Genomic DNA, 14,023 nt, shown 5'->3' on the forward strand with positions numbered 1-14,023 from the left:
ATTAAAAGAGTATCCCCACTATATGGTATGCCAGAAAACTAACCACCCATGCTGTGGCTAACTGAAATAGAACAATGCCAAATGTAATCTTCTTACTGCCAACTTCCCTGTTAATTGTGGCAATTGCCGCAGTACAAGGTACATAGAGCAGACAGAATACCATCAGGGAGTATGCATTTGCCATTCCAAATCCCATGGCTGCAAGCGTCCCTGCAAATCCTGCGCTGCCAGCAGCCGTAGTGATATTCTGAATACCAAACAAAACACTGCAGCTGGAAACCACAACCTCCTTGGCTGCAATCCCTGCTATCAGGGCTACAATAATCTGCCAATATCCCAGGCCAAGCGGCTCAAACACAGGTACCACCGCTCTTCCAACTACTGAGCCAAAGCTCTGGGATATATCTGTTACATATCCGTTCATGCCAAAATTCAAAATGAACCACATAATAATTGAGGCTATGAAGATAACCGTTCCCGCTTTCGTCAGATAGTCCTTCACTTTCTCCCACACATAAATAATAATGGTTCTTGCATTCGGTGTTTTATACTCCGGCAGCTCTATTAAAAGTGCGTGCTCCGCTTTGCTTCCATCTATTTTGGAAAGGATAAATGCTGTGGTAATCGCTACGATTACTCCGAGAAGATACATGGAATAGCAGGCCAGCATTGCATATTTCCCAAAAAACATAGAAGAAAACAGAACATATATGGGAAGCCTTGCACTGCAGGACATAAAAGGGGTCACCAGAATTGTCTTCAGCCTGTCCTTCCGGCTCTCCAGCGCACGTGATGCCATAATAGCCGGTACTGTGCACCCAAAGCCCAGGAGCATGGGCAGAAAAGCCCTTCCCGATAACCCCAGGCGGCTCATAATATCATCCATGACAAAAGCTACCCTGGACATATAACCGCTGTCTTCCAGAAAAGCCAGGGCCAGGAAAAGAATAAAAATGTTAGGCAGGAATGTAAGAATTCCTCCAACCCCCGAAATGATACCATCCACAATCAGTGACTGCAGCATAGGCGCCACATCCCAGGAGGAAAGCAGGCTCCCTGCTGCCCCTGAAAACCATTCCAGGCCAATTTCAAAATATCCCTTCAGCCAGTCTCCTACGGTAAATGTCAAAAAGAATACCAGGGCCATAATCCCCAGAAAAATAGGAAGCCCCAGCCATTTGCCTGTCAGATACTTATCTATCTTATCTGTACTCTCTTCTTTCCTGTTCTTATTCACCAATATTTCCTGTATGACTTCCTCTATAAAGTCATATTTCTGATTGATAATATCCGCCTCGTAACTGCGGTCCAGCACCTGTGGCATATTGAGAGGATATCTTTTCATAATCGCCTGATCCTGTTCCAGCATTTTAATGGCGTGCCATCTCTTGTTTTTTACATCCGGATATTTCTCCTCAAGCTGTACGATAATCTGATCTATCTTATCCTCTATTTCATCCTGATATACCACGGCATAATCACCATGATGGTTATGTATATGTTCCGTATGCTGAGAATGATGGTGGATAAACGGGCTTTGGGTTGCATAATCCTTATGGTGGGCCACCGCATGCATCAAAATCTCCAGACCACTTCTCCTTCTGGCAGACACAGGAATCACAGGAATACCCAGCATTTCCGGCAGGCGGTGGAGGTCAATTTCCATTCCCCTCTCTTCTATAATGTCCATCATATTCAAAGCCAGCACAACCGGTTTGCCCAGTTCAATCAGCTGCAGAGTCAGATAAAGATTTCTCTCCAGGCAGGATGCATCTACCACATTCACAATAACATCCACCTCGCTGCTCATAATACATTCCCTGGACACTTTTTCTTCCATAGTATAGGATGTAAGGCTGTAGATGCCAGGCAAATCTATCAGTTTAAATTCCTGGGCCTTATAAAATGTCTTTCCTTCTTTTTTTTCAACAGTTACTCCCGGCCAGTTTGCCACTTTCAGATTGGCTCCGGTGTAGGCATTGAACAGTGTTGTCTTCCCGCAATTCGGATTTCCAATAAACCCTACCTTAATCACATTCCCACTCATCTTCCTGCCTCCTCCACCATAATGTGATCAGCAATCCGTTTACCTATTGCAAACCTTGTCCCGCGAAACCGGACTGTAATGGCACCTTTTTTATCGTTATTCAGAACTGTAATTTTGGAACCCGGGGTAAGCCCTAATGATTCCAGCCTCCGCTCCAGACTCAATTCCATATTTATCTCCCGCACGATGTATGTATGGCGGTTTTCTCCCTCTTTTAACTTCATGATCTTCTCCTTGAGATAATTTTGTTAATGATAATTATTATCCATAAGAGATTATAAAACTTTTCAAACTATAAGTCAAACTATAGTCAAACAGATTGACATTTTCTGACTCACCATTTACTCTATATAATATCAAACATTAGCCGTCCTGGGATAGGCACTGCAACGTAAGCAGTAGATGTCGCTATACGGCCAACCCAGGCGCAGGAGTTTGCGAAGCAAACTCTTTGTTCTGGTACAGGTGATAGAAAGAAGGATGATTTCGATGAATATGTATTATATTTCATTATACTTTTTTATATATGGCTTTTTAGGCTGGTGTGCAGAGGTAGGCTTTGCTGCTGCCAAAGAGCACAAATTTGTAAACCGGGGCTTCTTAAACGGCCCCGTCTGCCCCATCTACGGTGTAGGAGTTACTGCCGTCACTGTCCTATTAACCCCTTATAAAGAAAATGTGCTGCTTTTGTATGTTCTTTCCGTTATACTTGTCACACTTTTGGAAGGAATTACAGGATGGACTATGGATAAAATTTTCCATAATAAATGGTGGGACTATACGGACCAGCGCTTCAATATTGGGGGGTATATCTGTCTGGGCTTCTCTCTTATGTGGGGATTTGCCTGTGTGATAATCATGGTTTTTATCCATCCTTTGATACACACCCTTTTGACCTTTATACCTTATACTGTGGGGATTATATTCATTTCGCTGTTTGGAATTACTATGCTGACGGACCTCTATGTAACGGCCTCTGCAATCTTCAAGTTCAACAAACGGTTGTCCAGCATGGAAAAGATTGCAAAAGAACTGCATGAGATTTCCGACCAGTTAGGAGAAGATATCTATGAAAAGGTGATTCTGGCTTTAGAAAAAGGAGAAGCCTCACGCCAAAAACTGGATGAGGCAACTCTGGGGCTGCGCGAGAAGACCCAGGAAACTGCTGCAGGATTGCGTGAGAAGACCCTGGAAACCGCTGCAGGATTGCGCGGAAAGTCCCAGGAAACTGCCGCAGAATTACGGGAGAGAACCCAGGAAACCGTCGCAGAGCTGCTTGAAAAGACACAGGAAGTATCTGTGGAAATGCACAGCCGCATAGCTGATTTGAAGACCCGTTATCAGGAACTGGGAAGCAAAGTTCCGAGAATCAGTCTGCGTCTTGTCAAAGCATTCCCTAAGATGGAATCCAGAAATTACAAGCAGCAATTGGACGAATTGCGTAAGAAGTTCATGGGAAAACGGAAAAAATAATTAGAGTGTGGTCCTTCCGGGAGACAGCCTGCTATATAGTTGTGTCATTCTCCTGATTTCCTTTGTAAGGGTGTTACTAATTTCACCCTTTTTCAACCGCCATACCCAATTATTTCCCAGGGTTGAAGGGGTGTTTATCCTTGCGTCACTGTTCCGGCACAGATAATCCTGGATCGGAATCACACAGAGCCCGGCCACACTTCCCATAGCCATAACAATAAAATCCCAGGCCTGTTCCCCCTCATCCAGTTCGTCTTTATACAGGTATTCCTTTGCAAACTCCCGGCACTCCCGGCCTGCATTGCGGTACCATCCCTTCGTTGTATCATTATCATGTGTTCCCGTATAAACAACACAATTGGGAGTATATGTGTGAGGCAGGTAATTTGCAGATTCCCTGGAATCAAAAGCAAACTGTATTACCTTCATTCCTGGAAATCCTGTATCTTCCAACATCTTTAATACGCTGTCTGTGAGAAATCCCAAATCTTCAGCAATAATATTCGGTCTGCCCAGCTTTTCTTCAATAATTCTGAAAAACTCTATTCCCGGACCCGGCATCCACGTTCCGTGCTCCGCTGTCTTATCCCCGTAAGGAATCGCATAATACTCATCAAATCCACGGAAATGGTCAATGCGGACCATATCATACAACTTCAGGGAATGAACTATCCTGCGTATCCACCATGCATATTCTGTTCTTTTATGGTATTCCCAGTCATAAAGGGGATTTCCCCATAACTGTCCGGTTGCCGAAAATCCGTCCGGCGGGCATCCTGCAACCGCCCTAGGCTCATTTTCCTCATTAAACTGAAACAGCTCTGGGGCTGCCCATGTATCCGCACTGTCAAATGCCACATAAATCGGAATATCCCCGATGATCTGCACCCCGTTTCTATTGGCGTAGGCGTGAAGCGCCTCCCACTGCCTGCTGAATTCATACTGTAGAAAACGGTAAAAATCAATTTCTACAGCCAGCTCCTTTGCCGCCTCTTCAAGTGCCTGGATGTTACGGTCCCGGTACGGTGCCTTCCACTCTTTCCAGCTTACTCCATCATGTTTGTTTTTCAGCGCCATAAACAGGCAGTACGCTTCCAGCCATTCCTTGTTTTCCTCAATAAACTTCTCATAGTCCCCGCCCTTTTGTCCTGCAAACCGCTGATATGCCTGGTACAGTACTTTAAATCTCGTAAAATACAATTTTTCATAATCTATTCTATCTTCCTGAGTACCGAAATCATAAGCCATGCACTCCTCTTCCGTTAAAAGTCCCTCCTGAATCAGAGCTTCCAGATCTATAAAATATGGATTTCCGGCAAATGTAGAAAAGGACTGGTATGGTGAATCTCCATATCCTGTCGGACCCAGAGGAAGAATCTGCCATTTACTCTGTCCTGCTGCCTTTAGCTGATCCACAAACTCATAGGCTTCTTTTGAAAAACATCCTATCCCATAATTAGAAGGCAGCGAAAAAACCGGTAATAATATCCCACTTTCTCTCATCGTGTTTCTCCTTTCCTGCGTTTTTATCAGGCTTTTGTATGGTCATAATTTCCAGATGTCCCGGTTGTATTCCTCTATAGTCCTATCAGCGGAAAAATATCCGGCTTTTGCTATGTTTACCAGCATCTTCTTTGCCCATTCAATTCGATTTTCATATGCCTTTAAAGCTTCTTCTTTTTTCTCTTTGTACGACTTAAAGTCAAGAAGTGTCATGAACCAGTCTTTCTTTAACAGCTCATTTTTCAGCCTGGCTAAGTTTTCTTTCTTTCCCACAGCCAGCATTTTATCATTGGTTATAAAATCTACCGCTGCTTTGATTTCTTTATCCTTTTCATAAAACTCTTTGGAAACGTAGTCTGCCTTTTCGTAATGTCTGATGACCTCATCGCTGGTTGCACCAAATACGAAGATGTTATCATCACCTGTCAGTTCATGTATTTCCACATTTGCCCCATCCTCTGTTCCGAGGGTGACCGCGCCATTCAGCATAAACTTCATATTTCCTGTTCCGCTGGCCTCTTTAGATGCCAGGGAAATCTGCTCGGATATGTCACATGCAGGTATTAGTTTTTCTGCTTTTGTTACATTATAGTTCTCCACCATCACCACCTGAAGGTATGGATTTACTTCCGGATCATTGTTAATGATTTCCTGCAGACACAGAATCAGATGGATGATGTCCTTTGCAATCACGTATGCCGGAGCAGCTTTGGCTCCAAATATAACTGTTATCGGCGTCCCCGGCAGTTTGCCTGCTTTGATTTCCAAATATTTATGAATTACATATAAAGCATTCATCTGCTGCCGTTTGTATTCATGGAGACGTTTTACCTGAATATCAAAGATTGAATCTGGGTTCAGTTTCAGTCCCTGAGTCTCCTCCAGATAACGGCAGAGCATTTTCTTATTTTCCGTTTTGATTTCCAGCAGGCGCTTGAGTACATTTATATCCCCTTTGAAATTTAGGAGTCTCTCTAACTTTCGGGCATCCAAACGGTACTCTGTTCCAATTATAAAGTCCAGCATTTCCGTCAGCTTTGGATTACAGTGAATCAGCCAGCGCCGGAATGTGATTCCATTTGTTTTGTTATTGAACTTTTCAGGATATATCTTATAAAAATGATTCAGTTCATTGTCCTTTAGTATCTCACTGTGCAGAGAAGCTACCCCATTTACACTGAACCCATAATGAATGTCAATGTGGGCCATATGGACTGTGTCCTCCCTGTCAATAATCGCCAGGCTCTCATCTGTATATTTTCTTCTTACTTTGTCATCCAATATCTCAATAATCGGAACTAACTGGGGAACGACCTTTTTGAAATACTCAACCGGCCACTTCTCCAGAGCTTCTGCCAGAATTGTATGGTTTGTATAGGCACAGGTGCGTGATACTACATCAATAGCATCATCCATCTCCAGCCCCCGCTCTGCGAGCAGCCGGATCAACTCAGGAATTATCATAGTGGGATGAGTATCGTTTATCTGAATTACTGCATATTCCGGCAAATCATAGAGATTGCTGCCTTTTGCCGTACATTCGTCCAGTATCAGCCTTGCACCGCTGCTGACCATAAAATACTGCTGGTAAATCCGAAGCAGGCGTCCTTTTTCATCACTGTCATCCGGGTATAAAAACAATGTCAGATTCCTGGCAATGTCCTCTTTGTCAAAGTCAATTCCATCTTCCAGAATAGCTTCATCTACAGTCTCCACGTCAAACAAATGCAAGTTATTTGTGACATTGTGATAACCAGTAACTTCAATATCATACATCCTGGAATTCAGTGTCATTCCCTTAAACATAATTGGATACGTGACTTCTGTTCTGGTAAGCCAGCTTTTCTTCTCTATCCAGGGATTTGGCATTTCCTTTTGCAGCGCATCCTCAAACTCCTGTTTAAATAATCCCAGGTGGTAATTCAGGCCAATTCCATCCCCGTTCAGCCCAAGAGTGGAAATTGAATCCAAAAAGCAGGCAGCTAAACGCCCGAGCCCGCCATTTCCCAATGACGGCTCCGGCTCCACTTCTTCTATTTCACAGATATCCTTTCCGTGACGAGACAACACATCCCTAACTTCATTATATATACCCAGATTAATTAAGTTGTTAGAAAGCAGCTTTCCAATCAGGAATTCCGCAGAAATATAATACAACTTCTTTTTACTGCAATTTTTCTCCCGCTCCCGGGCCATCTCCTGTACAATATCTAAAAGTGCATCATAAATCTCCTTATTGGATGCCTCTGCAATTTCCTTTGCCATTTTCTGCTGCAATTTTTCTTTTATATCCATATTCTTAACCCTTTCATGAAAAAATCATATCATCATCCTGTTTTAATAACAGGAGCAGTCTTCAAGAAGCGTGTCATCTTGAACATTCGCAGTTCAAGAAGCATACGTTATGCATTTTAGTACAATTTCAACTCATTTTTCTTGCAGAATAACCTCCATTTATAGTACAATACTATCATTAATTGTAAAAAACGAGGAATTTTTATGAATCTTACAGAATATCAGAATTATCACGAAGCAAAATCCCATACAAGCACTGACTTTCCCTACAATACTTATTTATGTTCTATTCCTCTTGATTTCACCCAGGTTCCCCTTCACTGGCATGAGGAAATAGAATTAATTGTCATAAAAAAAGGACAGGGATATGTGTCGGTAGATTTCCAGGCCAGTACTGTAGCTGCCGGGGATATCATCTTTATCCTTCCCGGGCAGCTTCATTCCATCCGCCAGAAAGCAGATTGTACGATGGAGTACGAAAATATCATTTTTAAACCCGAAATACTTATTGCCGGGGAACAGGACCTCTGTACCAGCCAGTTCATATTACCTCTGCTACATTCAAAACATCCGGCTCTTACTTTCATTACCCCTGCCCGCTTCAATTACCCGGATTTTGCAGGCTGTATCGCGCGCATTGACAACTTATGTTCTGCTAGGCCACAAGGATATCATCTGGCAGTAAAGGGCTGTCTGTTTCACTTCTTTTTCCTTTTAATTTCAGCGCAAAGTAACAGAGATTCTGTCTCAAAGAGGAAGACAAAATCTCTGAAAAAATTAAAGACAATATTAAAATATGTAGAGGAGCATTATTCTGATACCATAACTGTGGAGGACATGGCCTCAATTACCTTTTACAGCAAGTCTCACTTTATGAAATTTTTTAAAAACTGTATTGGGATGGGGTTTATTGAATACCTGAACGATTACCGATTGACAATAGCCGCACGGATGCTTATTACAACCGGAGCCTCCATTTTGGAAATCGCCGTTCAGACTGGTTTTGATAATCTCTCTTATTTTAACCGGCTTTTCAAGCGTAAATATTCCCAGACTCCCAACCAATATAGAAAAGCAGCCTCCCATTAACCCCGCAGAAACCATTCCGTCAGATAATCACTCCAAAATATGGCGGCAATTATCCCTACGCACAGAAAGGGGCCAAAGGCAAAGCTGTTTTCCCATTTTTTCCTGCCAAGCAGCAAATGGCATCCAACATATATACCAGCCATCAGCACAGCCAGCACAAATGCCCAGAGATTGCGGCTCCAGCCAATCCCAATCCCTGTGGCCGCCATCAGCTTGATATCCCCGCCGCCAAAACATCCTGGTTTTGCTGTGGAAAGAAGCAATAACACTCCGCTTACCCCAAGCCCGCCTGCCACTCTTTCCTGTAAAGAAATAGATGGATATATCCAGCCTGATAACATACTCAACAGCAGCACAGCGGCCGTATATCTGTCCGGTATTCTCTTTGTCTTATAATCTGTCCATGCAATAAAAAACAAAAGGGCCAGAAATAAAATAATTCCGGCCCCTTTTATAAATTCTGTATCATAAAATTTCTGCATATCTTTTTTACTGCGATGCTTTTAAACTAAAGTGATAATTCCCCATCCTGGTTCCGTCACCTTTATGACAGGCTTTGCTCACCTGTATAATACATTTCAATGGGATCAATCGGGTCAATCGGATTCTCGACTTCCATTTTCTCATTCCTTCCGTGGCGTCTGAGAAGCTCGCCGCCTTTATTATAAACCCAAAAGGAATAAACTAAAACCTTATTGACTTTTCCCATTCTTTCCTTTGCCGTTTTCTCATAGAGAGTTCCGCCAGTTTCGAACTTTGTCTTTTTGTGAATCATGGAAATCAGCTCCGTCTCACAGGTGACAGGCTCCGGCAATATAGTATAGGCCCGCCCGACACATCCTATCCTGTGGGAATCGCTTCCTCCTATTGTAACCTTCCCATACTTTTCTGCAAGCTTTAGTGCCCCTGCATTGGACGCTGCTGACTCACAGCAATTATAAGCTTCAACAAAGTCAAATCTCTTCATCACTTCCGGATTCGTATAGAACCGCTTCGTATTTGTGATGCTCAAATACTTCTCCCCGCATGGATGAGCAGGTCCCAGAACCCCTCCATTGCGGTGTACCAGGTCAATGAGTACGGATACAGGCAGTCCCCGCATCTCAAGAATTCTCATCTTTACACCTTCCGGCATAATCACTAAAATATGTCCGGCATCTCTTGTGTCATATTCAATCCCTTTTAACACAACAAAATCGGTATGAACTTTTCCTTTCAGGTGGTTCTTCCAGTAACGGTATCCTTTATACGTATTATGGTCCGTAATCACCATTCCTTGAAATCCCTTACTTTTTAAAGCTGTTATATATTCATCCACACTTATTTTGCTGTCAATAGAACCTTCTTTTACATGGCAATGCATATCTATTTTCATAAGCAAGCCCCCTTTACTTGAACTAGTTTATGACTTTATTATACAACTTTGTCCAAAGACCCGCAATAAATTAATTTTTTCTCCATTTTTCTCCATTTTTACTTATCATCATCTAAATCCAGAATCTGAATATCTCCGTCCTCCTCCGTCTGACTGGAAGGTGTCTCTTTATCAAAATCTTCCAGTATGGCTCTTGCTTTATCCACTTCATTGGCTGCCGAATGTTTTTTACGTATCTCCTCGGCTCTTTTCAAATGAAGTCTTTTTCGCCTTTTGGATTCCATGAGGAACTGAGTAACAACCCCCAAAATAACAAGTACTGCTATCACTGCTATCTGTATGATTTCATTCTCCATCGGAAGAAACCCATAAATTGCCTGTCCTGCTGCTGCACCGCCCAGAAGTGCAGTAATTACCATTGTAACCGGCTCCGCAAGCTTCAATGTCAGCAGAGCAATGGCCAGGCCAATTCCTACACATACCAGTGCATATGCCCAGTCTGCCGGCCGCAGGAAGTATGCGCTGCCTATGATTCCCATAACCCAGCTTACAAGAAATACCCCTGCCAGATAGAATTTAGCTCCAAGAACTGCTAAAACACAGCCTGCCACAAGCCCAATAATCAGTGAAATATTATCGCTTACGTTAAAATAATCAGCCAGATATGCGCCTCCTGAAAAACCAACTGAAAAGCCAAACAGTGCCGCCCAGATACGGACCATCTTCAAACCAAAGAAACAAAACAACAGTCCAATCACTGCTATGACTGCCAGTGTAATCATATCATACTGAGACAGATTCTGACTCCTTTCTGACAACGTATTTAACCCCGCATTCATCTCAACCTGTATTTTTTCAAAAATAAAGCTAACTTCCATCTTATTTATTCTCCTTTGTCCCCTGTTAGTCAAAACAGCATCCCCGTAATCCGCTTTGCTGTCATACACTCATCTCTACTTAGATATTTTCTCCCCACATCTATATCATTTTAGCAATTTTCATAAAAATATACAACATAAAGGTGCTGAACTGTAACAAATAAGAATGGATGCTAATCTGTACTTGATTAACACCCATTCTTATTCTGATATTTCTATCATTTTCCTTTTTACCTCTTTCTCTATCTTGCGATAGATTTTAAATTTTGATTTTTTAAATTATTGTTGCTGGTGGTCCGTACCTCCTATTCCTAAACTTTCCTATTGGACTTAGATTCTCTGATCCTTTCGATAGATTTTGCTTCTCTCATAACTTTCTCGTCATTATGATTATTTCTCCATCTTTCTTCTTTTATCATTCACTGTTGTCCAATAAGATAAAACTTTTCGAACTTTCATTTCCTAAGAATTTTCTTCTTAATTTAAAGACTACTTCTTCTTTTGAATCGATTGTTCATTTAGTTTTATTTGTTATCATCATAATACTACACATTCCAATGCTTGTCAACATATTTTTTGGTTTTTTGTATTTTTCGTTTTAATTATCTGTTAACTCTTCGTTTCCAATCCCCCTTACAGAATCCATCCGGTTTCCTTACTTGTTTTCACTCTGCAGGTTCCAGCCTCCCGGTCTCTGTATCTATGACAGCCCCCTCAATCGTTACTGTCTCAGGAATCAGCGAATGATTTCTTAAAAGCTGCACTGTTTTTCTGACAGATTCTTTTGTATCTTCAAATCCATCCACCGCTTAGGTTCTCTGTTCCACAGTCGGTGTGCCCTATCACCATTACCTTCATAATTTTTACATTACCTTATATTTTTTCTCACATCACCCCTTTAAAGAATAAAATTTAATCCAAACACCATAAAATGTTACAGTTCAGGCACAAGCCCGATTGTACATAGCTCAACTGCAGCATGATAATTGGCTGAAACACGGACATTGACTTCTTTCCTTCAAAACTGTAAAATAAGAATGTTCAATAGGATAGATACACTATAATATAGAAAAATAAAAGGAGTTTACATTATGGAACAATTGACAATTCCCCAGGGGTACCATGCTCCCCTTACCATACGGGAAACTGAGGTTGCCATTAAGGAAATCAAGGATTACTTTGAGCGTTCCCTGTCTAAAGCACTTCATTTAACCCGTGTATCCGCGCCTTTGTTCGTGCGCCCAGAATCAGGTTTGAATGATAACTTAAACGGAGTAGAACGCCCTGTGTCCTTCGGAATTAAAGAACAGGATGACGCAGTTGCAGAGATTGTACACTCTCTGGCAAAATGGAAGCGTTATGCATTGAAGAACTATGGTTTTCACTCAGGCGAAGGGCTATATACAGATATGAGCGCTATCCGGCGGGATGAGGATACGGACAACATCCATTCCTTATATGTGGACCAATGGGACTGGGAAAAAATCATATCAAAGGAAGAACGCAACGCAGAAACACTGGAATATACTGTCCGCAAAGTATACAGCGCTTTAAAGGAAACTGAGGATTACATATCCAGACGCTACAATTATATAGAACCCCTGCTTCCCGAGGATATTTTCTTTATTACTACCCAGGAGCTTGAGGAAATGTTTCCGGACAAAACACCGAAAGAAAGAGAGCACCGTATTGCAAAAGCCAAAGGAGCTGTTTTTATTTCTCAGATTGGAAAGACCCTTGCTTCCGGTGAGAAACACGACGGGCGTGCACCGGACTATGATGACTGGGAGCTGAACGGAGATATTATTGTATACTATCCTGTTCTGGATATTGCGCTGGAACTTTCTTCCATGGGCATCCGTGTGGATGAGGAAGCATTAAAAAAACAATTAAATCTTGCCGGCTGTGAGGATAGAGCAAACCTGCCTTTTCAGAAGTCACTGCTTGACGGAGAGCTGCCTTATACTGTAGGCGGGGGAATCGGGCAATCCAGAATTTGTATGTATTACCTGCGTAAAGCACATATCGGTGAGGTACAGTCTTCCCTCTGGCCGGAAGACGTATTAAACAGGGCTTTGGAGAACGGAATACATCTGCTGTAAGAGACCAGAAGAAATGGATTCGGGGAGAATAGCTTCCTCTCCATAATCAAAAAGTAAATGAGGTACCCCTTCTGGCATTGGATGCCCAAAGGAAACACATCAATACTCTTGCTGCAGATGACAGATCGAAAGTGCTGTTTTATATGAATACAGCGAATAAGTAAAAATATTGTGTCTTATAAAAAAGGTAAAGCCACCGTTTTGGCTTTACCTTTTTTCAAGTCAGCAAAATACACATAATAATATTTTTCAATCACTTTTCTTATAAGAACAACTTAAATATTGTAAAGATTCCGGAAGATATGATAATTGTAATCGGAATCGTTGTAAACCATGCTGTTATCATTTTCTGAGCAGTACTCCACTTTACGCCTTTAATTCTGTTTGCAGCACCCACGCCCATGATGGAGGAAGAAATAACATGAGTTGTGCTGACAGGCATTCCAAAGTGTGTCGCAGCTTGAATGACCAGTGCGGAGGAAAAATCTGCTGCCACTGCATTTACAGGTTTCAGCTTCATAATCTGCGTACCTACTGTTTTAATAATACGCCATCCTCCAATTGAGGTTCCTAATGCCATCGCCAGAGCACAGGCGAACTGTACCCAATGGGGAATGACCATTTCCTTAAGATAGCCATGTGTAACCAATGCCATTGTAATAATACCCATAGACTTCTGCGCATCATTTGTTCCATGTGAAAATGCCTGAATTGCAGCAGTTACTATCTGCAGTCTGCGGAAAATAAAATTTGCCTTTCCTAAATTCGCTTTTTTAAATACTACCTTAAAAATGGAAAATACTATGTAACCGGCTGTCAAAGCTAGAATAGGCGAGATAAACAAAACCAAAACTACTTTCCCTAATCCCCCCATCTTCACAGCCGAAGCACCTGCATCTGCCAGTGCGGCACCTGCTAAAGAGCCAATCAAAGCATGGGAAGAACTGCTTGGAATTCCAAAATACCAGGTAGCCAGGTTCCAGATAATTGCGGAAAGAATCGCAGCAATCATTACCATTGAGCCATTTGAGATATGAGCAAGATCCACAATGTCCTTAGCAATTGTCTGAGCCACATTTGTAGAGACAATTGCTCCAAAAAAATTCATAACGGCAGCAATGAGGATTGCCTTCTTCAAGGTCATAGCCTTAGTGGATACTGCTGTTGCAATAGCATTAGCAGTGTCATGAAAACCATTGATAAAGTCAAAGGTCAGTGCCAGCAGTACAATCAAAATAACAATAGCCATTATCTGCTGCCT

The 14,023-nt window shown here is 42.1% G+C and carries 12 protein-coding genes; 3 read left to right on the top strand and 9 right to left on the bottom strand.

Going from position 1 to position 14,023, the window contains the following annotated elements; translation table 11 throughout:
• Position 1: 1 nt before the first annotated feature.
• Complete coding sequence (feoB, locus tag A8805_RS07555; RefSeq protein ID WP_109709586.1) at positions 2-2,047, bottom strand: ferrous iron transport protein B; 2,046 nt, start codon at positions 2,045-2,047, stop codon at positions 2-4.
• On the bottom strand, positions 2,044-2,271 hold the full coding sequence (locus A8805_RS07560; RefSeq protein WP_109709587.1) for a FeoA family protein: 228 nt from the start codon (positions 2,269-2,271) through the stop codon (positions 2,044-2,046). The genes feoB and A8805_RS07560 overlap by 4 nt, the downstream gene beginning before the upstream one ends.
• A 265-nt stretch (positions 2,272-2,536) precedes the next feature.
• Here A8805_RS07560 and A8805_RS07565 point away from each other — a divergent pair, with 265 nt between their 5' ends.
• Positions 2,537-3,520 carry a putative ABC transporter permease gene (locus A8805_RS07565; RefSeq protein WP_109709588.1) on the top strand — a complete coding sequence of 328 codons (984 nt, stop codon included), beginning with the start codon at positions 2,537-2,539 and terminating at the stop codon, positions 3,518-3,520.
• Here A8805_RS07565 and malQ read toward each other — a convergent pair whose 3' ends face one another.
• Both malQ and A8805_RS07575 read right to left on the bottom strand, forming a co-directional pair.
• Positions 3,521-5,050 (bottom strand): 4-alpha-glucanotransferase, encoded by a 1,530-nt coding sequence (gene malQ, locus A8805_RS07570; protein WP_278321232.1) that lies wholly within the window; start codon positions 5,048-5,050, stop codon positions 3,521-3,523. It lies immediately after the preceding gene.
• Between the two features lie 15 nt (positions 5,051-5,065).
• A complete protein-coding gene (locus tag A8805_RS07575) occupies positions 5,066-7,318 on the bottom strand; it encodes a glycogen/starch/alpha-glucan phosphorylase (RefSeq protein WP_109709591.1) in 2,253 nt (750 codons plus the stop codon).
• A 204-nt stretch (positions 7,319-7,522) separates the two neighbouring features.
• Here A8805_RS07575 and A8805_RS07580 point away from each other — a divergent pair, with 204 nt between their 5' ends.
• Positions 7,523-8,407 carry a helix-turn-helix transcriptional regulator gene (locus A8805_RS07580; RefSeq protein WP_109709593.1) on the top strand — a complete coding sequence of 295 codons (885 nt, stop codon included), beginning with the start codon at positions 7,523-7,525 and terminating at the stop codon, positions 8,405-8,407.
• Here the strand turns inward: A8805_RS07580 and A8805_RS07585 are convergent.
• From A8805_RS07585 to A8805_RS22095, 4 genes are all read right to left on the bottom strand, one after another.
• Positions 8,404-8,889: a prepilin peptidase gene (locus A8805_RS07585; RefSeq protein WP_109709595.1), complete on the bottom strand. Its 486-nt coding sequence runs from the start codon at positions 8,887-8,889 to the stop codon at positions 8,404-8,406. The genes A8805_RS07580 and A8805_RS07585 overlap by 4 nt on opposite strands.
• 62 nt (positions 8,890-8,951) lie before the next feature.
• Positions 8,952-9,782 carry a PHP-associated domain-containing protein gene (locus tag A8805_RS07590; RefSeq protein ID WP_109709598.1) on the bottom strand — a complete coding sequence of 277 codons (831 nt, stop codon included), beginning with the start codon at positions 9,780-9,782 and terminating at the stop codon, positions 8,952-8,954.
• A gap of 98 nt (positions 9,783-9,880) precedes the next feature.
• A complete protein-coding gene (locus A8805_RS07595) occupies positions 9,881-10,660 on the bottom strand; it encodes a DUF4203 domain-containing protein (RefSeq protein ID WP_109709600.1) in 780 nt (259 codons plus the stop codon).
• A gap of 665 nt (positions 10,661-11,325) precedes the next feature.
• On the bottom strand, positions 11,326-11,466 hold the full coding sequence (locus A8805_RS22095) for a hypothetical protein (protein WP_181392764.1): 141 nt from the start codon (positions 11,464-11,466) through the stop codon (positions 11,326-11,328).
• Between the two features lie 285 nt (positions 11,467-11,751).
• Here A8805_RS22095 and asnA point away from each other — a divergent pair, with 285 nt between their 5' ends.
• Entirely contained in the window at positions 11,752-12,762 is a 1,011-nt protein-coding gene (asnA, locus tag A8805_RS07600) for an aspartate--ammonia ligase (protein ID WP_109709603.1), read from the top strand.
• Positions 12,763-13,024: 262 nt separating this feature from the next.
• On the opposite strand, the gene A8805_RS07605 is transcribed toward asnA, so the two are convergent.
• Complete coding sequence (locus A8805_RS07605; RefSeq protein ID WP_109709605.1) at positions 13,025-14,011, bottom strand: inorganic phosphate transporter; 987 nt, start codon at positions 14,009-14,011, stop codon at positions 13,025-13,027.
• Positions 14,012-14,023: the final 12 nt, after the last annotated feature.

Source organism: Faecalicatena contorta, from assembly GCF_003149105.1.
Classification (GTDB): Bacteria; Bacillota; Clostridia; order Lachnospirales; family Lachnospiraceae; genus Muricomes; species Muricomes contortus_C.

Coding starts and splice junctions, on each gene's coding strand:
- A8805_RS07590 (WP_109709598.1), bottom strand. CDS start 9,782: ATGAAAATAGATATGCATTGCCATGTAAAAGAAGGTTCTATTGACAGC.
- A8805_RS07560 (WP_109709587.1), bottom strand. CDS start 2,271: ATGAAGTTAAAAGAGGGAGAAAACCGCCATACATACATCGTGCGGGAG.
- A8805_RS07585 (WP_109709595.1), bottom strand. CDS start 8,889: ATGCAGAAATTTTATGATACAGAATTTATAAAAGGGGCCGGAATTATT.
- A8805_RS07605 (WP_109709605.1), bottom strand. CDS start 14,011: ATGGCTATTGTTATTTTGATTGTACTGCTGGCACTGACCTTTGACTTT.
- A8805_RS07580 (WP_109709593.1), top strand. CDS start 7,523: ATGAATCTTACAGAATATCAGAATTATCACGAAGCAAAATCCCATACA.
- asnA (WP_109709603.1), top strand. CDS start 11,752: ATGGAACAATTGACAATTCCCCAGGGGTACCATGCTCCCCTTACCATA.
- A8805_RS07575 (WP_109709591.1), bottom strand. CDS start 7,318: ATGGATATAAAAGAAAAATTGCAGCAGAAAATGGCAAAGGAAATTGCA.
- feoB (WP_109709586.1), bottom strand. CDS start 2,047: ATGAGTGGGAATGTGATTAAGGTAGGGTTTATTGGAAATCCGAATTGC.
- A8805_RS07565 (WP_109709588.1), top strand. CDS start 2,537: ATGAATATGTATTATATTTCATTATACTTTTTTATATATGGCTTTTTA.
- A8805_RS07595 (WP_109709600.1), bottom strand. CDS start 10,660: ATGGAAGTTAGCTTTATTTTTGAAAAAATACAGGTTGAGATGAATGCG.